The organism is Enterobacter sp. AC1, from assembly GCF_050434705.1.
Taxonomy (GTDB): domain Bacteria; phylum Pseudomonadota; class Gammaproteobacteria; order Enterobacterales; family Enterobacteriaceae; genus Enterobacter; species Enterobacter cloacae_L.
Genome location: NZ_JBNDIZ010000006.1, coordinates 26,716 through 53,068, shown reverse-complemented (window position 1 = coordinate 53,068; position 26,353 = coordinate 26,716). Strand labels below are relative to the sequence as shown.

Annotated in this window: 20 protein-coding genes and 1 riboswitch; of the genes, 10 read left to right on the top strand and 10 right to left on the bottom strand. The window is 56.6% G+C overall.

Annotated features, from left to right (window positions below; genetic code table 11):
* Positions 1–143: 143 nt before the first annotated feature.
* From M2433_RS16920 to hldE, 3 genes are read left to right on the top strand one after another with little or no spacing between them, the layout of a single operon-like run.
* Positions 144–1,445: an inorganic triphosphatase gene (locus M2433_RS16920; protein ID WP_429055979.1), complete on the top strand. Its 1,302-nt coding sequence runs from the start codon at positions 144–146 to the stop codon at positions 1,443–1,445.
* 18 nt (positions 1,446–1,463) lie between these two features.
* Entirely contained in the window at positions 1,464–4,322 is a 2,859-nt protein-coding gene (gene glnE, locus M2433_RS16915) for a bifunctional [glutamate--ammonia ligase]-adenylyl-L-tyrosine phosphorylase/[glutamate--ammonia-ligase] adenylyltransferase (protein WP_429056036.1), read from the top strand.
* A 40-nt stretch (positions 4,323–4,362) separates the two neighbouring features.
* Entirely contained in the window at positions 4,363–5,793 is a 1,431-nt protein-coding gene (gene hldE / locus M2433_RS16910) for a bifunctional D-glycero-beta-D-manno-heptose-7-phosphate kinase/D-glycero-beta-D-manno-heptose 1-phosphate adenylyltransferase HldE (protein ID WP_047347819.1), read from the top strand.
* 96 nt (positions 5,794–5,889) lie between these two features.
* Here hldE and ubiK read toward each other — a convergent pair whose 3' ends face one another.
* A complete protein-coding gene (ubiK, locus tag M2433_RS16905) occupies positions 5,890–6,186 on the bottom strand; it encodes a ubiquinone biosynthesis accessory factor UbiK (protein ID WP_013098757.1) in 297 nt (98 codons plus the stop codon).
* Positions 6,187–6,307: 121 nt separating this feature from the next.
* Positions 6,308–6,458: riboswitch (FMN riboswitch) on the top strand.
* Between the two features lie 106 nt (positions 6,459–6,564).
* Here ubiK and ribB point away from each other — a divergent pair.
* Complete coding sequence (gene ribB / locus M2433_RS16900) at positions 6,565–7,218, top strand: 3,4-dihydroxy-2-butanone-4-phosphate synthase (RefSeq protein ID WP_033146666.1); 654 nt, start codon at positions 6,565–6,567, stop codon at positions 7,216–7,218.
* A gap of 32 nt (positions 7,219–7,250) precedes the next feature.
* Here ribB and zupT read toward each other — a convergent pair whose 3' ends face one another.
* Complete coding sequence (gene zupT / locus M2433_RS16895) at positions 7,251–8,024, bottom strand: zinc transporter ZupT (RefSeq protein WP_429055981.1); 774 nt, start codon at positions 8,022–8,024, stop codon at positions 7,251–7,253.
* Between the two features lie 196 nt (positions 8,025–8,220).
* Here zupT and ygiD point away from each other — a divergent pair, with 196 nt between their 5' ends.
* Positions 8,221–9,009, top strand: a complete 789-nt coding sequence (gene ygiD / locus M2433_RS16890) for a 4,5-DOPA dioxygenase extradiol (protein ID WP_429055983.1) — start codon at positions 8,221–8,223, stop codon at positions 9,007–9,009.
* A 90-nt stretch (positions 9,010–9,099) separates the two neighbouring features.
* Here ygiD and M2433_RS16885 read toward each other — a convergent pair whose 3' ends face one another.
* The 3 genes from M2433_RS16885 to tolC form a co-directional block, all read right to left on the bottom strand.
* Positions 9,100–10,260: a glutathionylspermidine synthase family protein gene (locus tag M2433_RS16885; protein WP_429055985.1), complete on the bottom strand. Its 1,161-nt coding sequence runs from the start codon at positions 10,258–10,260 to the stop codon at positions 9,100–9,102.
* Between the two features lie 2 nt (positions 10,261–10,262).
* Complete coding sequence (locus M2433_RS16880; protein ID WP_429055986.1) at positions 10,263–10,931, bottom strand: DUF1190 family protein; 669 nt, start codon at positions 10,929–10,931, stop codon at positions 10,263–10,265.
* A gap of 161 nt (positions 10,932–11,092) precedes the next feature.
* On the bottom strand, positions 11,093–12,571 hold the full coding sequence (gene tolC, locus M2433_RS16875) for an outer membrane channel protein TolC (protein WP_429055988.1): 1,479 nt from the start codon (positions 12,569–12,571) through the stop codon (positions 11,093–11,095).
* A gap of 204 nt (positions 12,572–12,775) precedes the next feature.
* Between tolC and nudF the strand changes: the two genes are divergently transcribed.
* The 5 genes from nudF to parE are packed head-to-tail and all read left to right on the top strand — an operon-like array spanning position 12,776 to position 17,184.
* Entirely contained in the window at positions 12,776–13,408 is a 633-nt protein-coding gene (gene nudF, locus M2433_RS16870; RefSeq protein ID WP_025758512.1) for an ADP-ribose diphosphatase, read from the top strand.
* Positions 13,405–13,827 carry a DUF1249 family protein gene (locus M2433_RS16865; protein ID WP_014833293.1) on the top strand — a complete coding sequence of 141 codons (423 nt, stop codon included), beginning with the start codon at positions 13,405–13,407 and terminating at the stop codon, positions 13,825–13,827. Before nudF ends, M2433_RS16865 begins: the two co-directional genes overlap by 4 nt.
* A 27-nt stretch (positions 13,828–13,854) precedes the next feature.
* Positions 13,855–14,682 (top strand): 3',5'-cyclic-AMP phosphodiesterase, encoded by an 828-nt coding sequence (gene cpdA, locus M2433_RS16860; RefSeq protein ID WP_059310594.1) that lies wholly within the window; start codon positions 13,855–13,857, stop codon positions 14,680–14,682.
* Positions 14,682–15,263: an esterase YqiA gene (yqiA, locus tag M2433_RS16855; protein WP_429055991.1), complete on the top strand. Its 582-nt coding sequence runs from the start codon at positions 14,682–14,684 to the stop codon at positions 15,261–15,263. The genes cpdA and yqiA overlap by 1 nt, the downstream gene beginning before the upstream one ends.
* A gap of 28 nt (positions 15,264–15,291) precedes the next feature.
* A complete protein-coding gene (parE, locus tag M2433_RS16850) occupies positions 15,292–17,184 on the top strand; it encodes a DNA topoisomerase IV subunit B (RefSeq protein WP_047347830.1) in 1,893 nt (630 codons plus the stop codon).
* 69 nt (positions 17,185–17,253) lie between these two features.
* On the opposite strand, the gene M2433_RS16845 is transcribed toward parE, so the two are convergent.
* The 5 genes from M2433_RS16845 to M2433_RS16825 all read right to left on the bottom strand — a co-directional run bounded on the left by M2433_RS16845 (position 17,254) and on the right by M2433_RS16825 (position 26,174).
* On the bottom strand, positions 17,254–19,350 hold the full coding sequence (locus M2433_RS16845) for a fimbria/pilus outer membrane usher protein (protein WP_429056038.1): 2,097 nt from the start codon (positions 19,348–19,350) through the stop codon (positions 17,254–17,256).
* Positions 19,351–19,430: 80 nt separating this feature from the next.
* Complete coding sequence (locus tag M2433_RS16840; RefSeq protein ID WP_429055992.1) at positions 19,431–19,865, bottom strand: DUF1090 domain-containing protein; 435 nt, start codon at positions 19,863–19,865, stop codon at positions 19,431–19,433.
* Between the two features lie 126 nt (positions 19,866–19,991).
* On the bottom strand, positions 19,992–23,144 hold the full coding sequence (locus tag M2433_RS16835; RefSeq protein ID WP_429055993.1) for an ATP-binding protein: 3,153 nt from the start codon (positions 23,142–23,144) through the stop codon (positions 19,992–19,994).
* Positions 23,131–23,796: a response regulator gene (locus M2433_RS16830; RefSeq protein ID WP_429055994.1), complete on the bottom strand. Its 666-nt coding sequence runs from the start codon at positions 23,794–23,796 to the stop codon at positions 23,131–23,133. The genes M2433_RS16835 and M2433_RS16830 overlap by 14 nt, the downstream gene beginning before the upstream one ends.
* A gap of 236 nt (positions 23,797–24,032) precedes the next feature.
* Positions 24,033–26,174, bottom strand: coding sequence for a TonB-dependent siderophore receptor (locus M2433_RS16825; protein WP_429055996.1), 2,142 nt, complete (start codon positions 26,172–26,174; stop codon positions 24,033–24,035).
* Positions 26,175–26,353 lie beyond the last annotated feature (179 nt).

Below are 26,353 nucleotides of genomic sequence, written 5' to 3'. Positions count from 1 at the left end.
CTGTGTCACGACTCTACACATTTACGCCCGTCAAATTGCTCATTGCATGGCAATTTGGCGCAAAATACTATGTACTGACAAACAAATGGCGAGGAAGTTCGCCCTCATTGACGCGTCTGTGACGCCCGCAAAAGTACAAGGCTATGGCTCAGGAAATCGAATTAAAATTTATCGTCGAAAAAGACAGCGTTGACGCACTCCGCCAGCATCTGCATACGCTTTCCGGCGAACACCATGCACCGGTACAACTGCTTAATATCTATTACGAAACGCCGGACAACTGGCTGCGCCGCCACGATATGGGGCTGCGCATCCGCGGTGCGAGCGGTCGCTACGAGATGACGATGAAAATTGCCGGCCGCGTGGTCGGCGGTTTGCATCAGCGTCCGGAATACAATATCGACATCAGTAAGCCAGAACTTGAGCTGGAACGTTTCCCGACCGAAGTCTGGCCGGAAGGCGAGCTGCCTTCCACGCTGGCGGAGCAGGTGCAACCGCTGTTCAGCACCGATTTCTGGCGTGAAAAATGGCTGGTGACGGAAGGCAAAAGCCGCATCGAAATTGCCCTGGATTTGGGTGACGTGAAGGCGGGAGAGTGTCAGGAGCCGATTTGCGAACTGGAGCTTGAGCTGCTGGAAGGGGACGCGAATGACGTGCTGAAGCTGGCGCGCAGGCTGGTGAACCAGTCCGGATTACGTCAGGGGAGCCTGAGCAAAGCCGCTCGGGGTTACCATCTGGCCGCCGGGAATGCGCCGCGCGTGCTGAAAGAGACGACCATCTTGCACGTTGCGCCGAAAGCCAGCGTTGAACAGGGCCTGGAAGCCGCGCTGGAGCTGGCGCTTTCTCAGTGGCAGTATCACGAAGAGCTGTGGGTGCGAAACGTGAAAAACGCCAAATCCCACGTGCTGGCGGCGATTGCCCTGGTGCGCCATACCCTGACGCTCTTTGGCGGTATCGTTCCTCGAAAAGCGAGCGCTCACTTACGCGATCTGCTGACGCAGACCGAAACGCTGATGCTTTCCGACGTCTCTGCGCAAACGGCAATCTACAGCCCGCAAACCGCGACGGCAAAACTGGCGCTGACCGAGTTCCTGGTGACGCGCGGCTGGCGCCCGTTCCTGGATGCGAAGGCAGAGGCCAAAATTGCGGAAAACTTCAAACGCTTCGCGGATATTCATCTTTCCCGCCATGCCGCTGAGCTGAAGACCACGTTTGCCTATCCGCTGGGCGACCAGTATGGCGATCAGCTTCCCCGCCTTTCGCGCAACGTCGACAGCATGCTGCTGCTTTCCGGCGCTTATGACGGCGCAAAGGCCCAGGCCTGGCTGGAAAACTGGCAGGGACTGAAGCATGCCATTGAAACCCGTCAGCATATTGAGATTGAGCATTTCCGTAACGAGGCCATTTCGCAGGAGCCGTTCTGGCTGCACAGCGGAAAACGTTAACTCTGGCAAGGAACCCCAATAATGCCGCTTTCTTCGCAGTTACAGCAGCAGTGGCAGACCGTTTGCGAACGTCTGCCTGAGTCATTACCGGCGTCATCGTTTAGCGAGCAGGCAAAGCGCGTGCTCGTATTCAGTGATTTTGTGCAGGAAAGTATCGCCGCCAACCCGGACTGGCTGGCGGAGCTTGAGAACGCACCGCCGCAGGCAGACGAGTGGCGGCACTATGCTGGCTGGCTGCAGGCTGCACTCGAAGACGTGGCGGATGAGGCCACGCTGATGCGCGTCCTGCGCCAGTTCCGTCGTCGGGTGATGGTGCGCATTGCCTGGGCGCAGGCGCTGGAGCAGGTGAGTGAAGAGAGCACGCTGCAGCAGTTAAGCGAGCTGGCGCAGACGTTGATCGTCGCCGCGCGAGACTGGCTCTACGCCGCCTGCTGTAAAGAGTGGGGCACGCCGTGCAGCGAGGAGGGGGTTCCTCAGCCGCTGTTGATTCTGGGGATGGGCAAGCTGGGCGGCTGCGAGCTGAACTTCTCCTCCGATATTGACCTGATTTTTGCCTGGCCGGAGAACGGCTCCACGCGCGGTGGGCGTCGCGAGCTGGACAATGCGCAGTTCTTTACCCGTCTCGGCCAGCGCCTGATAAAGGCGCTGGATCAGCCCACGCAGGATGGTTTTGTCTACCGCGTGGACATGCGTCTGCGTCCGTTTGGCGACAGCGGGCCGCTGGTGCTGAGCTTTGCCGCGCTGGAAGATTACTACCAGGAGCAGGGGCGCGACTGGGAGCGCTACGCGATGGTCAAAGCGCGGATCATGGGCGACAGCGACGACGCTTACGCCAACGAGCTGCGCGCCATGCTGCGCCCGTTCGTGTTCCGTCGCTATATCGACTTCAGCGTGATCCAGTCCCTGCGAAATATGAAAGGGATGATTGCCCGCGAGGTGCGCCGCCGTGGTCTGAAGGACAATATCAAGCTCGGCGCGGGCGGCATCCGCGAAATCGAATTTATCGTCCAGGTCTTCCAGCTTATTCGCGGCGGTCGCGAGCCGTCGCTGCAGTCCCGTTCGCTATTGCCGACGCTGAGCGCCATTGCGCAGCTGCATCTCCTGCCGGACGGCGACGCGCAAACCCTGCGCGAAGCCTATCTTTTCCTGCGTCGTCTGGAAAACCTGCTGCAAAGCATCAATGATGAACAAACCCAGACCCTGCCGGGCGACGACCTGAACCGGGCGCGTCTGGCCTGGGGAATGCGCGTGGAAGAGTGGGCAACGCTGACCGAACGGCTCGATGCTCATATGGCAGGCGTGCGCCGCATCTTTAACGAGCTGATCGGCGATGACGAAAGTGAGTCGCAGGACGATGCGCTTTCCGAACACTGGCGCGAGCTGTGGCAGGATGCGCTTCAGGAAGATGACACGACCCCCGTGCTGGCACACCTGAGTGATGATGCCCGTCATCGCGTGGTGGCGCTAATAGCGGATTTCCGCCTTGAACTGAACAAACGCGCCATTGGCCCGCGCGGTCGTCAGGTGCTGGATCACCTGATGCCGCACCTGCTGAGCGAGGTCTGCTCGCGGGCGGATGCGCCGGTGCCGCTGTCGCGGATGATGCCGCTGCTGAGCGGGATTATCACGCGTACCACCTATCTGGAGCTCCTGAGCGAGTTTCCGGGAGCGCTCAAGCACCTGATTTCCCTCTGCGCCGCATCGCCGATGGTGGCCAACAAGCTGGCGCGTTACCCGCTGCTGCTGGATGAGCTGCTCGATCCGAATACCCTTTATCAGCCGACGGCGACCGACGCCTACCGTGACGAGCTGCGTCAGTATCTGCTGCGCGTCCCGGAAGAGGACGAAGAGCAACAGCTGGAGGCGCTGCGTCAGTTTAAGCAGGCCCAGATGCTGCGCGTGGCGGCCGCGGATATCGCCGGAACGCTGCCGGTAATGAAAGTGAGCGATCACTTAACCTGGCTGGCGGAAGCGATTATCGACGCGGTGGTGCATCAGGCCTGGGTGCAGATGGTGGCGCGCTACGGCCAGCCGAAACACCTGGCCGACCGTGACGGTCGCGGCTTCGCGGTGGTGGGCTACGGTAAGCTCGGCGGCTGGGAGCTGGGGTATAGCTCCGATCTGGATTTAATCTTCCTCCACGACTGCCCGGTTGACGTGATGACCGACGGCGAGCGCGAGATTGACGGGCGGCAGTTCTACCTGCGCCTGGCGCAGCGCATCATGCACCTGTTCAGCACCCGCACCTCGTCGGGCATTTTGTATGAAGTGGATGCCCGTCTGCGCCCGTCCGGCGCGGCGGGTATGCTGGTTACTTCGACGGAGTCCTTTGCCGATTACCAGAAGAACGAAGCCTGGACGTGGGAGCATCAGGCGCTGGTGCGTGCCCGCGTGGTGTATGGCGATCCGCAGCTAAAAACGCAGTTTGACGTCATCCGCAAGGAGGTCATGACCACCCCGCGTGACGGCAGTACGTTGCAGACCGAAGTGCGCGAAATGCGCGAGAAAATGCGTGCGCACTTAGGCAATAAACATCGCGATCGCTTTGATATTAAAGCCGATGAGGGCGGGATTACCGATATTGAGTTTATTACCCAGTATCTGGTACTGCTGCACGCCCATGACAAGCCGAAGCTGACGCGCTGGTCGGATAACGTGCGCATTCTGGAACTGTTGGCGCAAAACGACATTATGGACGAGCAGGAGGCGCAGGCCTTAACCCGCGCCTACACCACGCTGCGCGACGAGCTGCATCACCTGGCCTTGCAGGAGCAGCCGGGGCACGTGGCGCTGGATTGTTTCACCGCTGAACGCGCTCAGGTAACGACCAGCTGGCAGAAGTGGCTGGTGGAACCGTGCGTAACAAATCAAGTGTGATATTATCGCGCGCAAATTGTGAATCTTTCTGGAGTCAGGAATGAAAGTAACACTGCCAGAGTTTGAACGTGCTGGGGTAATGGTTGTTGGGGATGTGATGCTGGATCGCTACTGGTATGGGCCGACCAGCCGCATCTCTCCGGAAGCACCGGTACCGGTGGTTAAGGTCGACACCATTGAAGAGCGTCCCGGCGGCGCGGCAAACGTGGCGATGAACATTGCCTCTCTGGGCGCGCATTCGCGTCTGGTGGGTCTTACCGGCATCGACGATGCGGCCCGCGCGCTGAGCAAGTCGCTGGCGGACGTGAACGTGAAGTGCGACTTCGTTTCTGTTCCGACCCACCCGACGATCACGAAACTGCGCGTGCTGTCGCGTAACCAGCAGCTGATCCGCCTCGACTTTGAAGAAGGGTTCGAAGGCGTTGATCCTGAGCCGCTGCACGAGCGTATCAACCAGGCGCTGGGCAATATTGGCGCGCTGGTGCTCTCTGATTATGCGAAGGGTGCCCTGGCCAGCGTGCAGACGATGATCCAACTGGCGCGTAAAGCCAGCGTGCCGGTGCTGATCGACCCGAAAGGGACCGATTTTGAGCGCTATCGCGGCGCGACGCTGCTGACGCCAAACCTGTCAGAGTTTGAAGCGGTGGCGGGCAAGTGCAAAACCGAAGAAGAGCTGGTTGAGCGCGGCATGAAGATCATCGCTGATTTTGAGCTGTCCGCGCTGCTGGTGACCCGCTCCGAGCAGGGGATGACGCTGCTGCAGCCGGGCAAAGCTCCGCTGCATATGCCAACCCAGGCGCAGGAAGTGTACGACGTAACCGGTGCCGGTGATACGGTGATTGGCGTGCTGGCGGCGACGCTGGCAGCGGGTAACTCCCTGGAAGAAGCGTGCTACTTTGCGAATGCGGCGGCGGGCGTGGTGGTCGGTAAACTTGGTACGTCTACCGTTTCGCCTATCGAACTGGAAAACGCCGTGCGCGGTCGTGCCGATACCGGTTTTGGCGTCATGAGCGAAGACGAGCTGAAGGTGGCCGTTGCCGCGGCGCGCAAGCGCGGTGAGAAAGTGGTGATGACCAACGGCGTGTTCGACATCCTGCACGCAGGCCACGTTTCGTATCTGGCGAATGCGCGCAAGCTCGGCGATCGCCTGATTGTGGCGGTCAACAGCGATGCGTCGACGAAACGCCTGAAGGGTGAAACGCGTCCGGTGAACCCGCTGGAGCAGCGTATGATCGTGCTCGGCGCGCTGGAAGCCGTGGATTGGGTGGTGTCGTTTGAAGAAGATACGCCGCAGCGCCTGATTGCCGGTATTCTGCCGGATCTGCTGGTAAAAGGCGGGGATTACAAACCGGAGCAAATCGCGGGGAGCGAAGAGGTCTGGGCCAACGGCGGTGAAGTGATGGTGCTCAACTTTGAGGACGGGTGTTCAACCACCAACATCATTAAGAAGATCCAGAAAGACAGTCAGTAGTCCGTGCGGGCTGATGCCCTCACCCCAACCCTCTCCCACAGGGAGAGGGCGCAAACCAAAAAAAACGGCAACCGAGGTTGCCGTTTTGCATTGATTTTAGGCCTGGTCGTCCACCGGCGGAATCGCCGGTGCCGGCTTCACTTCTTCCGGGGTATTGCGGTTTTCCAGCTCGGTCAAACGCTGTTCCAGCAGCGCCAGCTTTTCGCGGGTGCGCAGTAGTACCTGCGTCTGCACGTCAAACTCTTCGCGGCTCACTAAATCAAGGCGAACTAACTGCGCCTGCAGCGTCTGGCGGATTTTCTTCTCAACGTCATCACCAAATTCACGAATGCCTTTTGGCATGGACTCGTGAACCTGACGCGCAATTTGCTCAATTTTCTTCGGGTCAATCATAGTGGCTTCCCTTGATAAGACGGTGTTGATGAACATTGTAGCGCGTCATGCTCCAGGATAAAGCAGATTTGTTTGAAGCTTATGCATTGCCCAGATTAATCAATAGCGTTATAGTTATCTCGCTTATTCTCAGGGCGGGGCGAAATTCCCCACCGGCGGTAAATCAGCTTAACGCTGAAAGCCCGCGAGCGCTTTGGGTGAATACTCAAAGGTCAGCAGATCCGGTGTAATTCCGGGGCCGACGGTTAGAGTCCGGATGGGAGAGAGTAACGATCCAGTCGGGCATGGGCCCGCTCACGTTATCTTTTTGCCGCTTGTACGGCGCTCCTAAGACTGCCCTGATTCTGGTAACCATAATGTTAATGAGGTTTTTTTACCATGAATCAGACGCTACTTTCCTCTTTTGGCACTTCAACTCAACGTGTTGAACATGCACTGGATGCACTGCGCGAAGGCCGCGGTGTGATGGTGCTTGACGATGAAAACCGTGAAAACGAAGGCGATATGATTTTCGCCGCCGAAAACATGACCGTTGAACAGATGGCGCTGACCATCCGTCATGGCAGCGGCATCGTATGCCTGTGTATCACCGAAGACCGTCGTAAGCAGCTCGACCTGCCGATGATGGTCGAAAACAACACCAGCGCGTTTGGTACCGGTTTTACCGTCACCATCGAAGCGGCGCACGGCGTGACTACCGGTGTGTCTGCCGCTGACCGTCTGACCACCGTTCGTGCAGCGATTGCCGATGGTGCTAAGCCGTCCGACCTGCACCGTCCAGGCCATGTCTTCCCACTGCGCGCGCAGGCGGGCGGCGTGCTGACCCGTGGCGGTCACACCGAAGCGACTATCGACCTGGTGACGCTGGCAGGCTTCAAACCTGCGGGTGTGCTGTGCGAGCTGACCAACGATGATGGCACCATGGCGCGCGCGCCGGAGTGCATCACCTTTGCGCGCCTGCACAACATGCCGGTAGTGACCATTGAAGATCTGGTGGAGTATCGCCAGGCGCACGAGCGCAAAGCCAGCTGATAATAAAAACGCCGGGATGTCCCGGCGTTTTTTTACCCGATTCCTGCGGTCTGCAGCAGAACCAGACTTAATCCCATCACTGACATACCGCACAGCACGCCATAGCTGGGGTTGTTATTGGGGTCGATCTCTTTTGCCAGCGGCATCAGCTCATCTACCGAAAGCGCAACCATAATCCCGGCGACAGCTGCCATGATAGCCGCCATCACAACCGGGGAGACCAGGCTACCCAGAATCAGCCAGGCCAGCACGCCGCCGAGAATTTCCGCCATGCCTGATATTCCTGCCCAGAACACGGCGGTGCGCTTTGAGCTGGTGGCGGCATAAACCGGCCCGGCGACGGCCAGTCCTTCAGGAATATTGTGTAAGGCGACCGCCAGCGCGATGCCAAAGCCCATTTCCAGATTGCTGCTCGCCGTCACGTAGGTGGCGACCCCTTCCGGGAAGTTATGCAGGCTGATGCCAAGCGTCAGCAGAACCGCCGTTCGCTTAATATTCCGCGGCGTGGGCGTTACGTTTTTCTGCATTAAATCCTGCGGGTGCGCGTGCGGCAGCATACGGTCGAGAGCAAAGTACCCCAGCAGGCCAAAGACAAACATGCCGTAACCCAGCAGCGGAGACATGCCGTCTGTGCCCAGTGCGGCAGGGAGCATCTCCATCAGGGAGATGAGCAGCATGATCCCGGCAGCAAAGCCCAGTGAAAAGGCCAGTACGCGGTTAGATGGCTTTTGGCCAAGCACGCCGAGGATCGCGCCGATGAAGGTCGCGGCGCCCGCCAGTATGGTCAGGATCAAGGGGACTGACATGCATTGCTCCTTATGATAATGATTCTCATTAATGGTAATGATTCATCGTGCGCAAAGCGAGAGAGAAGGCTCTGTTTTACACATTCCTTACATTCAAATTTCCTGATGATGATCTTCACGCTTATCTGCGTTCATCTTTGCCCTATTGGGCGTAATGTAGCACCATTAAATTGACACCTTCTGTAAGGATATCACCATGACTTCTTCCCGTATGCCAGCCCTGTTTTTAGGCCACGGTAGCCCAATGAACGTTCTGGAAGACAACGTCTATACCCGCGCATGGCATCATCTGGGCGAGACGCTGCCGCGTCCAAAAGCAATCGTGGTGGTGTCTGCGCACTGGTTTACCCGTGGGACGGGTGTGACCGCCATGGAAGCGCCAAAAACCATTCATGATTTCGGTGGTTTCCCACAGGCGCTGTATGACACGCATTATCCGGCCCCCGGCTCGCCCGAGCTGGCGCAGAAGCTGGTCGATTTACTGGCACCTGTTCCGGTCGCGCTGGATAAAGAAGCCTGGGGCTTTGACCATGGCTCCTGGGGCGTGCTGATTAAAATGTATCCTGAAGCAGATATCCCGATGGTGCAGTTAAGTATTGATAGCACCAAACCCGCCGCATGGCACATGGAGATAGGCCGTAAGCTGGCTTCACTTCGTGATGAAGGCATCATGCTGGTGGCGAGCGGCAACGTGGTGCATAACCTCCGCACGGCACGCTGGCATGGTGAAAATACTCCGTACCCGTGGGCAAGTTCTTTTAACGACTACGTAAAAGCGAACCTGACCTGGCAGGGCCCGGTCGAAGAGCATCCGCTGGCGAACTATCTGGATCATGAAGGCGGTTCGCTCTCTAACCCGACGCCGGAGCATTTCCTGCCGCTGCTTTACGTTCTTGGCGCGTGGGATGGTCAGGAACCGGTGACGATCCCGGTCGACGGTATTGAGATGGGAAGTCTGAGTATGCTGTCGGTGCAGGTGGGATAATAAAAGCAAAACGGCAACTTCAGGTTGCCGTTTTAGTGTTTGCACCCTCTCCCACGGGAGAGGGGCGGGGTGAGGGCATCAGGCTGCACTCTACTCCACGAAAATATGCGGATAGAAGCGTGACAGATCCTGAGTGATCAGCGCGCGATCTTCGCGGATGCCAATCCCGGCAGGTTGATCGTTGATGAGCCAGCTGCCAATCAGCGTATAGCTGTCGCCAAATTTCGGCAGTTGATAAAATTCCTGGACGATCATGCCTTCCTCGCCGTAAGGTCCTTCAACCGCTTCCAGCGTCTTACCGTTTTCGATAATCGACACGTTTGCCCCTTCGCGGGAGAAGATCGGCTTAACGACGTACTTTTCCATTTGCGGGAAATCGTCTTCCGCAAAGTAGGCTGGCAGCAGGTTCGGGTGGTTCGGGAACATCTTCCACAGCATCGGCAGCAGGGCTTTGTTGGAGATAATGCTCTTCCAGGCTGGTTCCAGCCAGCGCACGCCAGCATCTTCCAGCTTGGTGGAGAACATCTCACGCAGCATGTATTCCCACGGGTAGAGCTTGAACAGGTTGCTGATGACCTGATCCTGCATATCCGTAAACTGGCCTTTTTCACCCAGGCCGATATCCTCGATATAGAGGAACTCGGTTGCCACCTCCGCTTCGGCGGCGCAGTCCTGCAGATATTGAACCGTGCCGCGGTCTTCTTCCGTATCGCGGCAGCAGGCGAGATGCAGCAGGTTGAAGCCATGCTGTTCGCGCAGCTCGGCAAAACGCTCAATCAGCTTTTCCTGCAGGCTGTTGAACTGGTCGCTGCCTTCCGGCAGGTTTCCGGCATTGGCCTGATCTTCCAGCCAGATCCACTGGAAGAACGCCGCTTCGTACAGGGATGTCGGCGTATCGGCATTGTTTTCCAGAAGCTTAGGTTCACCCACGCCGTCCCACGCCAGGTCGAGGCGAGAATAGAGCGACGGCTGGCTGGTTTTCCACGACTGGCGCACAAAACCCCAGGTGTGCTTAGGAATGCGGAACTTTGCCATCAGCTCGTCGCTGTCGATAACCTTTTCCACGACCTTGAGGCACATCTGGTGCAGCTCTGCCGTCACTTCTTCCAGTTTTTCAACCTGGGCCAGCGTGAGCTTGTAATAGGCGTCTTCACACCAGTACGGCTCGCCGTACATGGTGTGAAAGTTAAAACCGTATTCGGTGGCTTTTTCGCGCCAGTCCGGGCGCTCGGTAATACTGACTCGCTCCATGATCAGCCGCCCATTGAGCGAGTAGAGGAGGAGCCTGTCGCGCTGCGCTGCATGCTGGTCTGTTTCGCCACAGACTCACCGAACCCGCCGCGGGTGATGGTGCTGGTGGTGGCCGGTTTCGGTGCCATTGCCGTTTTCGGTACCGTCACGGTGCGGCCAGGCGTAGCTGCGCCGTAGCCTTTGCCGCTGGCATCGGTATATTGACCGTAAGCCGGGCTGGCCGGGTTTTTCGAGCTAAACAGCGGCTGCTGCTGGTAGCCCGCGCCGCCGCCCATCAGACGACCCATCATGTAACCTGCCATCAGTGGCATCCAGAAGCTGCCGCTGGACTGCGCCTGCGCCTGGTTTTCCGGTGCTGTGCCCGCCTGAGCCGGCGCCTGCTGGCACTGGCCTTCACCGAACTCTGCCACGCAGTCTTCGCGTGATGCATACTTCGGCGCGGTGCGTTCTGCTTCTTTCAGTGCGCTTGTGTAGGCCGTCTTACATTCGGCGGCTTTACCGGTTGCGGCAGAGCAGTCGTCGGCGTTTTGATACAGCGATACCGTTTCGTCGTTTTTCTCACAGCCTGCCAGCATGAAGACAGCCGTGACCGCCAGCGCAACAGGAGTGAGGTGACGCGCGTTCCAGCTTTTGCGGAACGACGCGTGATTGATGGATTTTGTCCGTTTCATATTTGTCTTCCAGGACCCAGTGGTAATAACGCTCAGGATAGAGGATGAGTGGTTGAAAATGAAGCGAAGAGGGGCGGAATCAGGGGGATCTTTACGTTGGCTTACGTTCGGGTGTGATTCAGATGCGCCCTCTCCCTGTGGGAGAGGGCCTGATAACACTTTTAGTTACGGAACGGATTACTGCCTTTGCTGGCAGGCGTAGTGGTACGCGCAGCAGCTGGCTGTGCAGCAGGGGTGGTGCTGTCACCGTTGAAGTTATCAACTGCGGCAACCTGCTCCGGGTTCTCCGGTGCAACGCTGTCCGGAGAGGTGGAGACCGGTTTACCCAGCGCGCTGTTCAGCATCTGCAGGTCTTGCTCGTTCAGCGTACCCAGAGCCTGTTTGATGTTCAGCTGGTTAATCAGGTACTGGTAACGCGCGCTGGAGAGCTGCTGTTTCGCGTTGTAAAGCGTGGTGGTCGCGTCCAGCACGTCAACGATGGTACGTGTACCGACGGAGTAGCCCGCTTCCATCGCATCCAGGGAACTCTGTGCAGACACAACGGCCTGTTTATAGGCGTTGATGCTGCTGATCGAAGCGTTTACGTTGTTGAAGGAAGAACGCACGGTCTGCACCACGTTGCGGTGGGCGCTTTCCAGCTGCTCGCTCGCGCCAACAAAGTTGTACTGCGCCTGTTTTACCTGGGAGTTGACCTGACCGCCCTGATACAGCGGCAGGGAGAAGCTCAGGCCCACTTTGTTCTGGCCCTGGTTGCTGTCGTCATACTGGGCTGTGTTGGTTTTAGATCCGCTATAAGTCGTATCAGAAACACCGGTAGACGCGCTCAGGCTCAGGGTTGGCAGATGGCCGTCCTGCGCCTGACGAATTTGCTCGCGGGCCAGGTCCTGGCTCAGACGCGCCTGCAGCAAGGTCAGGTTGCGGTTTTCCGCTTCTTTCAGCAGGGCGTTTACCGCCTGCGGTTTATCCGTTTTGAAGCTGTCGACGTTCAGGGACGCCAGTTCAGGATAGTAATTCCCGGTGACCTGGCGCAGAGATTCCAGCGCGTTATCGAGGTTGTTACGCGCGGTCACTTCGTTGGCCAGCACGGTGTCGTACTGTGAACGGGCGTTCTGCACGTCGGTGATTGCCACCAGACCCACGTTGAAACGCTGGGTGGTTTGATCTAACTGACGGTAAATAGCCTGTTTCTGCGCTTCGGTGTAGGACAGCGCGTCAATCGCGCTCAGCACGTTGAAGTAAGCCGTGGCAGTGTTCAGGATCAGCGTTTGCTGGTCGGTCTGATAGGTCACATCCTGGATACCCGCGCTCTTTTCCTGCAGGGTCAGGGCGCGCCATTTGGACATATCAAACAGCGTCTGTGTTAATTGCAGTGAGGCGCTGGTAGCATTGGAGTTAACGCCGTTAGCGTCGCGGAAACCGTTGCTGTAGGTATAATCCGCACCTAAACCTAACTGTGGCAGCAATGGGCTACGCGCTTCGTTAATCTTTTCAAACGCAGCATCACGATCGGCCGCTGATTTCCGTAAATCAGGGTTGCCCAGACGTGCCTGCTGGTAGACCTGTAACAGGTTTTCCGCCTGGCTCATTGCACTGAAGCCCGTCAGGCTCAGGCCGATAAGGATGGGGAGCAATTTCTTCATTTGCATTCCTTGTTGTGAAGCAGTATTAGCGCTGATCTAATTAAAAAATAATTGCCGATTCTAACAGAATCATCCACACCAAAAGGTTGGCGTTACGTGCCATCTGGCGGTAATTTGCACCAATCTATCATATAGCCTTACAAACGGCAGCCAAACAGCCTTGAAATTCACAATTTCATCACCATTGCTACCAGGACTCGACTCATGCAAAAACCAGAAAAGTTGCCCGTGACATTCGCCAAAAACGATGTAGAAATTATTGCACGAGAAACGCTTTATAGCGGTTTTTTTTCAATGGAACTTTACCGTTTCAGGCATCGCCTGTTTAACGGTGAAATGAGCGGTGAGATCAGACGCGAAATTTTTGAGCGCGGGCATGCGGCAGTCTTGCTACCCTTTGACCCAGTGCGCGATGAAGTTGTGCTGGTGGAGCAGATCCGCATAGCCGCTTATGACGTGAGCGAGAGTCCGTGGCTGCTGGAGATGGTGGCCGGGATGATTGAAGAAGGCGAATCGGTTGAAGACGTCGCCCGGCGCGAGGCGCTGGAAGAGGCGGGGCTGGTGGTGGGCCGCACAAAACCGGTGCTGAGCTATCTGGCAAGCCCGGGAGGCACCAGCGAGCGCTTGTCCATTATGGTGGGCGAAGTGGACGCCACGACCGCGGAAGGGATCCACGGTCTGGCTGATGAAAACGAAGATATTCGGGTTCATGTGGTAAGCCGGGAACAGGCTTATCAGTGGGTAGAAGAGGGGAAAATCGACAACGCAGCGTCTGTCATCGCCCTGCAATGGCTACAGCTGCATTATCAGACATTACGAAACGAGTGGAAAAAATGAAGCGCTATACGCCTGACTTCCCAGAAATGATGCGCCTGTGCGAAACCAATTTCGCACAATTGCGCCGCCTGCTGCCGAAAAACGACGCACCCGGCGAAACGGTAAGCTATCAGGTGAGCAACGCGCAGTATCGGTTAACTATAACAGAATCAACGCGCTACACTACGCTGGTGGAGATTGAGCAAACGGCACCCAGCATTAGCTACTGGAGCCTGCCGTCGATGACGGTCCGCCTCTATCACGACGCGATGGTCGCTGAAGTGTGTTCAAGCCAGCAGATCTTTCGCTTCAAGGCGCGGTATGATTACCCGAATAAAAAGTTGCATCAACGCGACGAAAAGCATCAAATTAACCAGTTTTTAGCCGACTGGCTAAGATATTGTTTAGCACATGGAGCAATGGCGATTCCGGTTTGTTAGCGTCATAAACCTACCTAAGGACACCATTTGGAAAGCCTGTTGAACCTGACTGTTGCTGGTGGGGCGCCAGTCAGGATATTACAAATCACCGATACCCACCTTTTTGCCGAAAAGCATGAGACGCTACTGGGGGTCAACACCTGGGAGAGTTATCAGGCGGTACTTAGCGCCATTCACGCTGAAAATCGTGTATGCGATCTGATTGTCGCAACCGGCGATCTGGCGCAGGATCAATCCTCCGCGGCCTACCAGCATTTTGCTGAAGGCATCGCGAGCTTTAGCGTACCTTGCGTCTGGCTGCCCGGAAACCATGATTTTCAGCCAGCTATGTACAGTTCCCTCCAGGATGCGGGGATCTCTCCGGCGAAATGCGTTTTTGCGGGCGAACAGTGGCAGATCCTGCTGCTGGACAGCCAGGTGTTTGGCGTCCCGCACGGTGAGTTAAGCGAGTTTCAACTCGACTGGCTGGAGACCAAACTGGCTGCTGAACCTGAACGACATACGCTGTTGCTGCTTCATCATCATCCTCTGCCAGCCGGGTGCAGCTGGCTCGATCAACACAGCCTGCGCAACTCCGCGGCGCTGGATCGCGTGCTGGCGAAGTTCCCGCGGGTGAAAAATCTGCTGTGTGGACATATTCATCAGGAACAGGATCTCGACTGGAACGGACGTCGGATGCTGGCGACGCCGTCGACCTGCGTTCAGTTTAAGCCGCACTGCGCCAACTTTACGCTGGATACCATCGCGCCAGGCTGGCGCTGGCTGGAACTGCATGCCGATGGCACGCTGACCACGGAAGTCTGTCGTTTAACCGGCGCGCAATTCCGCCCGGACACCGCTTCAGAAGGCTATTGATGTCTACGCTCCTTTATCTGCACGGATTCAACAGCTCGCCGCGCTCCGCAAAAGCGACACAGTTTCGCCAGTGGCTGAGCGAGCATCACCCCGACGTTGAGATGATCATCCCGCAACTGCCGCCTTACCCGGCAGAGGCCGCGGAGATGCTGGAATCTATCGTGCTCGGGCACGGCGGAGAATCATTCGGTGTGGTCGGCTCATCGCTGGGCGGGTACTACGCCACCTGGCTCTCGCAATGCTTTATGCTGCCCGCCGTTGTGGTTAATCCGGCGGTACGGCCGTTTGAGCTGCTGCGGGACTTTCTTGGCGAAAACGAGAACCCCTACACCGGCCAGCAATATGTGCTAGAGTCACGCCATATTTACGATCTCAAAGTTATGCAGGTCGACCCGCTTGAGGCACCGGATCTCATCTGGCTGCTGCAACAGACGGGAGATGAAGTGCTGGATTACCGCCAGGCAGTGGCGTATTACGCATCCTGCCGCCAGACTATAGAAGAGGGCGGAAACCATGCTTTCACGGGCTTTGAGAATCATTTCACCCAGATTGTCGATTTTCTTGGACTGCACAGCCACTGACAATCAATGCGAATTGCTAGTTTAAATCATGACGCAAACCTATAACGCTGATGCCATTGAGGTCCTCACCGGGCTTGAGCCGGTTCGCCGCCGCCCGGGGATGTACACCGATACGACGCGCCCAAACCATCTGGGCCAGGAAGTTATTGATAACAGTGTGGACGAAGCGCTGGCTGGCCATGCCAAACGCGTTGACGTTATCCTGCATGCCGATCAGTCGCTGGAGGTCATCGACGACGGGCGCGGCATGCCGGTGGATATCCACCCGGAAGAGGGCGTCCCTGCCGTTGAGCTGATCCTCTGTCGCCTGCATGCGGGCGGTAAGTTCTCCAACAAGAACTACCAGTTCTCCGGTGGTCTGCACGGCGTGGGCATTTCCGTCGTCAACGCCCTGTCTAAACGCGTGGAAGTTAACGTCCGTCGCGACGGCCAGGTCTATAACATCGCGTTTGAAAATGGCGATAAGGTGCAGGATCTGCAGGTTGTGGGCACGTGCGGTAAACGCAACACCGGCACCAGCGTCCACTTCTGGCCTGACGAAAGCTTCTTCGACAGCCCACGTTTTTCCGTTTCTCGCCTGACGCACCTGCTGAAAGCGAAAGCGGTGCTGTGTCCGGGCGTAGAAATCACCTTTACCGATCACGTTAACAATACCGCACAAACCTGGTGCTATGCCGATGGTCTGAACGACTACCTGTGCGAAGCGGTAAACGGCCTGCCAACGCTGCCGGAAAAACCGTTTGTCGGTAACTTTAGCGGCGATACTGAAGCCGTGGACTGGGCGCTGCTGTGGCTGCCGGAAGGCGGCGAGCTGCTGACCGAAAGCTACGTTAACCTGATCCCAACCATGCTCGGCGGTACGCACGTCAACGGCCTGCGTCAGGGGCTGCTGGACGCGATGCGTGAGTTCTGCGAATACCGCAATATCCTGCCGCGCGGCGTGAAGCTGTCGGCGGAAGATATCTGGGACCGCTGTGCCTACGTGCTCTCCGTGAAGATGCAGGATCCGCAGTTTGCCGGTCAGACCAAAGAGCGCCTCTCTTCACGTCAGTGCGCGGCGTTTGTCTCCGGCGTGGTGAAAGATGCGTTTACCCTGTGGCTGAACCAGAACGTTCAGGCGGCAGAGATGCTGGCTGAAATGGCCATTTCCAGCGCCCAGCGTCGTCTGCGCGCCGCGAAGAAAGTGGTGCGTAAAAAGCTCACCAGCGGCCCCGCGCTGCCGGGCAAGCTGGCAGACTGTACCGCACAGGATCTCAACCGTACCGAACTCTTCCTCGTCGAAGGGGACTCGGCAGGCGGATCGGCCAAGCAGGCGCGCGATCGCGAATATCAGGCGATCATGCCGCTCAAGGGTAAGATCCTGAACACCTGGGAGGTCTCTTCAGATGAAGTGCTGGCCTCGCAGGAAGTTCACGATATTTCGGTGGCGATCGGCATCGATCCTGACAGCGACGATCTGAGCCAGCTGCGCTACGGCAAGATCTGTATTCTCGCGGATGCCGACTCCGATGGTCTGCACATCGCCACGCTGCTGTGCGCGCTGTTTGTGAAGCACTTCCGCACGCTGGTGAAAAATGGTCACGTCCACGTGGCGCTGCCGCCGCTGTACCGTATCGACCTTGGCAAAGAGGTTTATTACGCGCTGACGGAAGAAGAGAAAGCGGGCGTGCTGGAGCAGCTCAAGCGTAAGAAGGGCAAGCCTAACGTTCAGCGCTTTAAAGGGCTGGGCGAGATGAACCCGATGCAGCTGCGCGAAACGACGCTGGATCCGAACACCCGCCGCCTGGTGCAGCTAACGATCAGCGACGAAGACGAACAGCAAACCAACGCCATGATGGATATGCTCCTTGCCAAGAAACGTTCGGAAGACCGACGTAACTGGCTGCAGGAGAAAGGCGATATGGCGGATATTGAAGCCTGATGCACCGGCCCTCAGCCTCCCAGGGGGCTGAGGGAACGCCGGGCGCGTGGGCGTTGCGCCATAATCCCGTCAGCGAAACGCTGTTTTTTCCGGTTTCAAAAAACGCAGATTAACAATTGCACCGTCGGTGGGCACGGTCTCCAGCTCATTCACATCCATATCGGTCCCTTCAGGCAGGCTTAAGCTGTCAACCGTGATGCGGTTTACTCGCCAGGGGGTGAGGTAACTCACCAGCAGATCGCCATCTGCGTTGGTGGTCGAACCGAACTGGTTATAAAACCCAATCTTCGCCGAACCTGGCACCTGAACCAGTGCCGCAGTACTTCCCAGCGTCTGGCCCAGGACAACCCCCTTCTCATATAACAGCACGCTGCCGCTGACGTCGCCATGGTAATCACGTTGCGTGCCGCTGCGGGTCATACTGACGTTCAGCTCTCCGCTGTTGTACTGATAGCCGATACTGCTTTTCAGGGCATCGTTCCCGTGTTCGATATGCTCCGCCGTCACGTCATAGCGCAGGCTATAATCATCCAGTAGCGAGCCATTGACGTTGATTCCATGGGTATTCTTGTTTCGGCTGGCGAGGTCGGAAACCAATGCCACATTGGTAAAATGGCTTCCAATGCTGAAGGGAATGCTGATGTTAAACCCCAGCGTTGATTCCGGGGCATAGTCACCATAGCGGTCATAGCTGCCATAAAGTGAAAAATCGACGTCCTCCCAGCTGGCGTCCAGGCTCAGGGTCAGACTGTTACTGGCCGCCTCGCGAGCGCGTGATTTCAGCCAGCGCCACGAGAGGTTTAGGCTTGAGTTTTCGTCGAAGTTTTGTGTCAGCTCAATCTGGCCCTCAAGGGCGCGCTGGGTGGTGTCATCATCTAAACCCAAGGCAAGCACTGAGGCGCGGTTTAACCGCTCCTCAAGCGAACGGTACTGGCTACCGCGCGGGTACCACTGAAGCTGGGCGTTAAGGCTGGTTTCGGTTTGAAAAAATGTTTTTGCATAACGCACTCGCCCGACGCTGCCGCTGAGCGCTTTGCCCTGCTGGCTGTAACGGGCATTACGTACATCCGCGGACAACGCTCCCCATTTGCCCATATTGCCGCCCAATCCCACAACATGACTGAAGTAATTTTCGCCCTGCTGTATGCCTCCAAATACGGTGGCGCGCGGGGCGACGCCCCAGGAGAGCGTGCTCTGCCAGAAACGATCTTTTTCCAGCTCTACGCCGTGAAAGGGTTTATAACGCCCGGCGACCAGTTCGTAACTGAACATTTGATACTGCACCAGATTGGGCATAATCGAGTACGGAATGGACCGGGTACGCTCGCTCCCGTCGCTCTCCTGAATCGTCAGCTCAAGGTTGCCCTGTAAATCTGGTGGATAAAAATCACGGATAACAAAGGGCCCCGGCGGGACGTGAATGCGATAGACGCGCTCGCCGTTCTGACGAAGGGTGACTTCCGCTTCGCTGCGCGCATAGCCGTTAATTAGCGGCGAATAGGGCCGCCAGCTATCCGGGAACATCGCCTCATCGCTGGCAAGGGAAATCCCCCGATAGGACATACTGTCGAACAGGTTCGATGAGGTGTAACCGTCGCCAAGGTTAAGCCGGGATCGCATAGACATGATACTGCGCCAGACAGAGGCTGAATTGCTGTAAGAGCCGTGCTGGCGGTCCGCCTCTCGCCAGAAGGTATTCTGATAGCGCATGCGCCACGGCCCGACGTTAAGGCCATTTTCCAGCACGAGCGTTGCATCGGTGCCCGGCGTATCCCAACGGTACTGCGCACGTTGGTTATTGACGTCCAGCCGGTAGTTAACAAACAGGGCATTAATACCATCATCCCAGCGGCTGGTGCTGACCCCGTTTTGGTGCGGATTAAACGCCTCCTGAGGAAATAAAAGCGTGAGCAGGTTGGCATCCGGACGATACCAGAACTGGAGAGCGAAGGCGTTCGCCGAGTCGGCGCTCAGACATGCCCAGGTATCCCAGTGAAGCCTGTCAAGTACGGAGGATTTTACGCCCCACTCTTCGAGAAGAGGACGCGTCAGGCAGGGTTTATCGGAGTGAAAATCAAGAAAGATTGAGCCTTTATAGTCGTTATTAAGAATAACCCATGTCTTTTCATTTGCAGCCGCAGCGTTTGCTGTCAGTAACAGTACCATCACTCGAACAGCATGACGAATCTGCATATGCGTTAACATCGTGGGCAGCTTTTGCTGCCCACGATTAAGCTCGCTATGGCTTATTTACTGAGGGCTGCCAGCTCAGCACGAGCCTGATTCAGCTCTTGCTGAATTTCACGCAGATCCGCCTGTTTTTCTGCCAGTTTTTTCTGGTACTTGGCAATCTTCTTAGCATCACCCTTCGCTTTAGCTTCTGCCAGATCGGCCTGAACTTCTGCAACGTCGCCACGTTTTTCAGCCAGTTTTTTCTCCAGCTTACGCACGTCTTTCTGGGCATCAGCCAGAACGCTTGCGTTAGTACAGTGGGCTTTGACTTCTGCCAGGGCTTTTTTCAGGCCATTCACTTTGTAGGTATTGCCATACTGCTGGGCAATTTTGATCTCTTTTTCCAGCGCAGCGCTTTTAGCAGCACAGCTTTCAGCGGCGTGTGCTGATGCTGTAGCGAACATACCAACAGCTGCAACGACAGACAGAACGGAAACTAATTTCTTCATAGTCTTTCTCCTTTGTTGATGTATTGCCTGAACAAATGCTCCGGCAATCTCCTGTGAACAAAAGAGTACTGCAACGCGGATAGCCAAAACGATGCAGACGCGTCCTCAACGCATGTAGGACGTGGATTAAGGTTGTCGTCCTGAATCGTACCAACGCTGTAACGTGGCGCGTAGCTGCTCAAGTTCAGCTAACAGCAGCTGGATCCCGTCGTGGTCCGGGTTGGATTCCTGTGCTTCACAGCGGGCTATCAACGCGGGCACGCCCAGTAACGCCAGTCCGCCGCGCAGCTTGTGCAGCGTCTCACGCAGCGCGGTTTCCGGCGTCACGAGCCAGGCGCGCAGGTGGGTAAGGGATTCATCAATGACCGAAATCTGGAGCGACAGGAACAGGGGCAGGTTATTCCCTTCCAGCAATTCGGGCGGCAGGTTGCACGCTATTGACCCTTGCGGACTCTCGGCAATCGGGGCCGATCCCTTCAGGGGGGCCAGCAGTTCCGCAAGCATAGTGAGGGTGATCGGCTTAAACAGACAGTGCCGCATACCTGCTTCTCTTGCCATCTCCCGGACAATTTCCCGGGCGTCAGCGGTCGCGCCAAAGACTACAATGTCGGGGTAGTTCGTATGAATTATCTTTGCCAGCTCAAACCCACTTATGCCGGGCATATTGCAATCGGCGATCACCGCATCCGGTTGCGCATGCTGTAGTGCTTCCAGCGCAGAGGCTGAGCTGTCGGCGCCGATCGCGTGGTGGCCAAGCCAGCTTAGCTGCTGGCTGAGTACCATTCTGCCGACGGGATTATCATCGACAATCAAAACGCGCAGGGAGGGGCGAGAAAGCGAGGTCGCGGGCGATATATCAGGAACATCCTGGCGTTCTGCCATCATCGGCAGCTTAAGGGAGACTGTGACCGTCGTTCCCTGTCCAGGTTCGCTGTGGATCGCTAAACTGCCGCCCATCATCATGGTTAACGTGCGGCAGATATAAAGCCCCAGCCCGCTCCCCTGTGCAACGTTAGGGGTGTTTCCCTGAGCGAAGGGTTGGAACAATCGCTGTTGAGTGGCCTCGTCGATACCTACGCCGGTATCGACGACCGTTATACGCAACAGCAGATAGCCCTCGTCACGTCCGTCGAGTTGCACGCTCAGCGTTATCTGTCCGCGTTCGGTGAATTTGATCGCGTTTCCGACGATGTTAACCAGAATCTGCCTGAAACGGCTGCGATCGACCAAGACGTCCTCCCGCAGTTCGGCATCACGCTCCAGTACGAAGGCCAGCCCTTTTTGCGCCGCCATGCCTTCGAACAACATGGCGGGCTCCTCAATCAGCTTGCGCAGCGAGGAACGCTCGGGACGAAGCACCAGGCGGCCAGATTCGATACGCGACACATCGAGTATGTTGCCTATCAAATGCAGCAAGGCCTGGGCGGCATCCCACGCCACCTGCACGGACTGGCGGTTTTGCTGGGTATCGCCAGGGCGTTTCATGACGAGCTCCAGCATCCCCATGATAGCGCCGATCGGTGTGCGTATCTCGTGGCTCATGGTTGTCAGAAACACGCTCTTCGCGCGGCTGGCGCGAAGCGCAAGTTTTCTGGATTGTCGCTGGGCCGAAATGATTTTCAGCATTCGCTGTTGATAGCGCAGATGGCGGCGGTACCCCCAGGCGGCGGCGAGGCAGAGAAGAAATGCGATTGCCAGTCCGACGCTCAATACCGTGCTCAGCGCGACCTGTTTTGGTCCTGTCGACGTAAAGCTGTTACCCGCATTTCCGCCCCGGGTCAGGGCATGGAGATCCTCCGGCGGAATATTAATGAGCGCTTTATTGAGAATGGTGATTAAAGGCCAGGACTGGCGGGACGCCCCGAATGAGAATCGCATTGGATCGATGTCGATGCTTCCCAGAATACGGAGCGAGGCATACTCTTTATTCGCCAGAAGCGTATTGGCGACGATCAGCGGCATGGCCATCATCTTGTCGTTACTGTGAACAATGCGGTTGAGCCCCTGTCGCCAGGTGTCGACCTTTTCCGTTTGGCCCCCGCTCTGCTTACGTAACCACTCTTCGGGCGACTGCCCGTCCAGGCTGAGTACGCCTGGACTCACCGCTCCCGCAACCGAATGCGCTTGTCCGACCATCACCCAAGAGTTATAGAGCCAGGTACGGGTGGTCAGTAAATCGGTGCGCCAGATATCCCCCTGCGTCACGCCTGCAACCAAATCCGATTTTCCCGCTTTCACCGACGCCAGGGCCGCCTTTTGGGTAGGAAAACGCTGAATAACAAAGCTAAACCCGGTGCGAAGCTGTAACGCGGTCAGGACATCGGCAATGATGCCACGCATCTTGCCGCCTTTATCAAAAAAGGCTATCGGTGGGTTATCCTCGGCCACTGCCACCCGTATACGTTTGTGCTCCTCAATCCATTTATTCTCCAGCGATGTGAAGACCGGTTTCTGCTCGCTAAGTGAAAGCGGAATGCCGCCATTCCACCGACGATGTATCTCTACGCTCGCACTTTCCGGTAACGCGGCCAGAAAGTTATTCAGCACCGTGATCCAGATTTGCATCTTTGGCATTGCCGCAAAGGAAAATCCTGAAACGGGAAAGGGGGTGTCGAGAGGACGTATGAGTAAGTTGCTAATGTTGGACTGGTTCACCAGATAGCGGGCGGTGACGCCATCGCAAAAGAAAAGGTCTATTTTTCGAAACGCGAGTGCTTCCAGCGCGTGGCGTGGTGAATAGAAGGGGACGATCTCCGCGTTCGGGTAGCGCGGTATGACACGTTGAGGATCGTAGCCCGGCGCGATGGCGATCTTTCTGACCGCATCATCCTGGGTGGCTTCGTTGTTTACTACTTCAACGGCAGCATTGGGGCTGTATGGGTGGCTTAGCACCAGCCCCTGATTATGCTGGTTATCGCTGGCCTGCGCGATGAAATCGGCTTTCCCTGCGCGTAACGCTTCCAGTGCAGCGTGATAGTTTGGGTAGCGAATCACCTCTATTTCGACGCCAAGATTATCCGCCGCCAGACCGATGAAATCGGCATTGATGCCACCGTAATCATTCAGGCCGGTAGTGATGTCATAGGGCGGCGACATCGGCAGCCAGACGGCCAGGCGGATCTTGCGGTGTTCACGCAGCCAGCGCCATTCGCTTGCACTGAGCCCCGGGTCGGCAATCGTCTCCATGCTTCGGGAGAGAAGCTTAAGGGGTTCTTGCGCCGTCGCACCTTGTGCCATAAACGCGACGAGCAACAGCAGCAGCCCGCTAAGTATTCTCATTATCAGACTCTCTGAAGATCAGCGAAATTAGCTGGTTGAGATCGTCGCAGCCACATTTTTGCAGCATCCGGGTTTTATAGGTACTAATGGTTTTATTGCTGAGCATCAGGAGATCGGCAATCTCTTTGTTACTTTTGCCCTGTTTCAGGTAATTGAGAACGGCCATTTCGCGATCCGAAAAGCGGCTTGATAGTGATTCTGGCGCATCGCTTTTTTCATTGACGCTGGCGGCTTTGAACAGCGTCCCTTCGGGAAAACATTGATAACCCGTCATAATAAGCCGGCACAGTGGCTCAACGTTTTCCAGCGGCATATTTTTATTGATAAATCCCTGCGCCCCGGCCTGGAGCGTTCTCAGCGCATATAAACCTGCTGACTGGCTGGTAAAGATCAGGATTTTAAGTTCCGGGAAGTGTTGTTTAATTCGGGGCAACAGGTCGAGGCCATCGGCGTGCTTAAGTTCGAGATCCAGAATTAATAAGTCCGGACGCTGCTGGTGCAGCTGGGACAGCAGTTTTTCACCTGTAGAGGTACTGACGACCATATCTCCGTGCTTCTCGAGCAGTACCTTTAAAGCAAAGCAAATTGCTGGATGATCGTCTGCAAGCAAAATCGAAATCATACTACCGCATGTCCTTATTGGTGGCTTCACTGACTCCTTCTACCTGAGGGACAATATAGTAATCAACAGCGCATAAGAACGATATAGTAAAAGGCTGGATTTAAGAATTTTGAGTTAGGATTAAGGAAGTTTTTACTATTTCAGCGCGGTTTATTCCTGATAAAAAATTAATTGAAATGCTGATGTTGTTCGCTATCGGGGAAATTAAGATTTTTTCTGTTAAAATTCCAGGCCCGGTAGAGGGTATCGCCACCGGGCCGTTTTAATTAAAACGCCATCGTCACCGTAAACTGCACTTCACGCGGGTCGCCAATCTGATTGCCCAGGTTGTTGGTCGCGATAGATGAGGTGTAGTAGGTCTTATCAAACAGGTTTTTCACGTTCACCTGTAGCGTCACCGGATATTGAAGCTTCATTTTATACGCCGCAAACGCATCCGCCACGAAATAGCCCGGCAGATAGTAATCCGCACCGTTGGTCGCTGAACGACGGCTCACGCCGTGCCCGCCGCCGCCGAGCGTCAGGGTGTTTCCGGCAAACGCATTGTGAATATCGTAGGTCAGGAACAGGGAGCCGGTATGGCGCGGCACGTTCGGCAGCGGTTTGCCGGCATAGTCCGGGTCTTCCAGCACCTTCGCGTCGGTATAGCCATAGCTGGCGATGATATTGGTGTTTTCGGTCAATGACCCGGCCAGATCCACCTCCACGCCCTGGGAGCGCACGCGGCCCGCGGTTTTGGCGACGGTTTCACCCCCCACGCTTTCGTTGTACAGCACGTTGCGCTTGTGGATATCAAACAGCGCGATATTGGCGGTAATGCCGTTGAACAGGTCAAACTTGGCGCCCACTTCGTAAGCATTCGACGTTTCCGGCGGCAGGTCGCCAATGTAGCTCGCAATGGACGACTGCGGCATAAACGTTTGCGAGTAGTTGGCAAACAGCGAGACGGATGGCGTGAGCTTGTAAACCAGCCCCAGCTTCGGGGTCCACTGCTCGTCGCGGCTGTCGGTGTTCACGTTAAACGGACGGCCTTTGCCCGCGTACTGGGTGTAATACTGGTAGCGCATGCCTGCCACGGCGATCCACTTATCGGTCAGGTACAGGGCATCCTGCGCGTAAGCGGAATAGCTCTCCTGCTTGAGCGTCTGGTCGCTGTCGGACGCCGACACGGTGGTGCACTTGCCGAGGTTGCCATACGTCGGGTGATAGATATTGAAATCCTTCACGTTCTTACAGCGCATCATGTCCGTGCGCAGCAGATCGTAATTCTCATACGACACGCCGGTGAGGATCTCATTGTAAAAGCCTGCGATATCCACGTTCCCCTGCAGATCCGCGCGGGTGCTGTGCATGCGCTGGGTCGACCCCTGGGTCGCATCCACGCGGCGGGTCAGGTTGCCGGTTTTTGCATCGTAGGCCATCACGCGGGCCTGGTTATCGCTGTATTTATCCTGGCTGAAGCTGTAGTCGAACTTTGCGGTCCACTGGCTGTTAAGGCGATATTCCGCGTTGAGCTGGGCGAGGTCAGACTGCCCGTCGGTGACGTTAAATGGCTCGTCAAAGCGGGTTTTACGATCCACGTTCACCGGCTGTTTGGTGTTGAGATCGAAGATTGTTCCGCGATCGAACGGCGTCTTATAGTCGCGATGCGAATAGAGTACGGTCACGGTGGCATCGTCGCCAAACCAGGTGAGCGACGGGGCGATAAAGGTGCTGCGTTCGTTGCCAAAGTTACGCCAGTAATCCTCGTCCTGATATTCGCCCGTGAGGCGATATGCCAGACGCGTGCCGTCAATCGGCCCGGTCACGTCAACCTGTCCTGTGCCGCCGCCAAAGCTGGAAGAGGTGGCGGAAATCGAACCGCCGAAGGTCTTCTCCGGGCGTTTGGTGACGACGTTAATCAGGCCGCCGGGATCGAGAATGCCATAAAGCGTTGAGGCCGGGCCTTTCAGCACCTCTACGCGCTCGGTTGCGGCATTAAAGCTGCGCGGCAGTACGGTGCGCAGGCCGTTGGTCATGATCGAGCCGTCGCGGTTCGCGCCAAACCCGCGGCGCACAAAGGCATCCTGCGTGCCGCCCAGGGTGTTGGTCTGCACCACGTTGCTGACGTTATAGAGCGCTTCATCCAGCGTGGTGGCGTGCTGATCTTCCAGCACTTTATCGCTGACGGTATTCACCACCTGCGGGATATCCAGCATCGGCATGTTGGTTAGCGTGGCGGTGGAGGTATTTAGCGGCTGATAGCCATTCGTGGCCTCCACCACGGTATTTGGATCGGCGGTGACGGTAAGCGTTTCGCCGTCTTTAGCCGCGGTGGCGTCTGCCGCCTGCACCAGCGGCGTCATAAACAGCAGTGAAAAGAGCGCGCGCCCTTTTACCCCAGAGAGGGAAGGTGTGAACGTAGCCATTACATCTGTTATCCCGAAATATCCCGCGAAGACGTTTCGCGGAAAAATGTGTGAGTCATTGCCCTTTACGCTCTGCCCGTTAGCCAGATTTGGCATCGGACATGTAATTGAGAATCATTCAATCATGTGCGGGTGTAGTAGTAAATGGAAAAAAGCAAAAATCGGCTACGGCCATAAGT

Excerpts from the sequence above, each read along its gene's own strand:
- M2433_RS16920 (WP_429055979.1), top strand. The coding sequence starts at position 144 with ATGGCTCAGGAAATCGAATTAAAATTTATCGTCGAAAAAGACAGCGTT.
- hldE (WP_047347819.1), top strand. The coding sequence starts at position 4,363 with ATGAAAGTAACACTGCCAGAGTTTGAACGTGCTGGGGTAATGGTTGTT.
- ubiK (WP_013098757.1), bottom strand. The coding sequence starts at position 6,186 with ATGATTGACCCGAAGAAAATTGAGCAAATTGCGCGTCAGGTTCACGAG.
- ribB (WP_033146666.1), top strand. The coding sequence starts at position 6,565 with ATGAATCAGACGCTACTTTCCTCTTTTGGCACTTCAACTCAACGTGTT.
- zupT (WP_429055981.1), bottom strand. The coding sequence starts at position 8,024 with ATGTCAGTCCCCTTGATCCTGACCATACTGGCGGGCGCCGCGACCTTC.
- ygiD (WP_429055983.1), top strand. The coding sequence starts at position 8,221 with ATGACTTCTTCCCGTATGCCAGCCCTGTTTTTAGGCCACGGTAGCCCA.
- M2433_RS16885 (WP_429055985.1), bottom strand. The coding sequence starts at position 10,260 with ATGGAGCGAGTCAGTATTACCGAGCGCCCGGACTGGCGCGAAAAAGCC.
- M2433_RS16880 (WP_429055986.1), bottom strand. The coding sequence starts at position 10,931 with ATGAAACGGACAAAATCCATCAATCACGCGTCGTTCCGCAAAAGCTGG.
- tolC (WP_429055988.1), bottom strand. The coding sequence starts at position 12,571 with ATGAAGAAATTGCTCCCCATCCTTATCGGCCTGAGCCTGACGGGCTTC.
- nudF (WP_025758512.1), top strand. The coding sequence starts at position 12,776 with ATGCAAAAACCAGAAAAGTTGCCCGTGACATTCGCCAAAAACGATGTA.
- M2433_RS16865 (WP_014833293.1), top strand. The coding sequence starts at position 13,405 with ATGAAGCGCTATACGCCTGACTTCCCAGAAATGATGCGCCTGTGCGAA.
- yqiA (WP_429055991.1), top strand. The coding sequence starts at position 14,682 with ATGTCTACGCTCCTTTATCTGCACGGATTCAACAGCTCGCCGCGCTCC.
- parE (WP_047347830.1), top strand. The coding sequence starts at position 15,292 with ATGACGCAAACCTATAACGCTGATGCCATTGAGGTCCTCACCGGGCTT.
- M2433_RS16845 (WP_429056038.1), bottom strand. The coding sequence starts at position 19,350 with ATGGTACTGTTACTGACAGCAAACGCTGCGGCTGCAAATGAAAAGACA.
- M2433_RS16840 (WP_429055992.1), bottom strand. The coding sequence starts at position 19,865 with ATGAAGAAATTAGTTTCCGTTCTGTCTGTCGTTGCAGCTGTTGGTATG.
- M2433_RS16835 (WP_429055993.1), bottom strand. The coding sequence starts at position 23,144 with ATGAGAATACTTAGCGGGCTGCTGCTGTTGCTCGTCGCGTTTATGGCA.
- M2433_RS16825 (WP_429055996.1), bottom strand. The coding sequence starts at position 26,174 with ATGGCTACGTTCACACCTTCCCTCTCTGGGGTAAAAGGGCGCGCGCTC.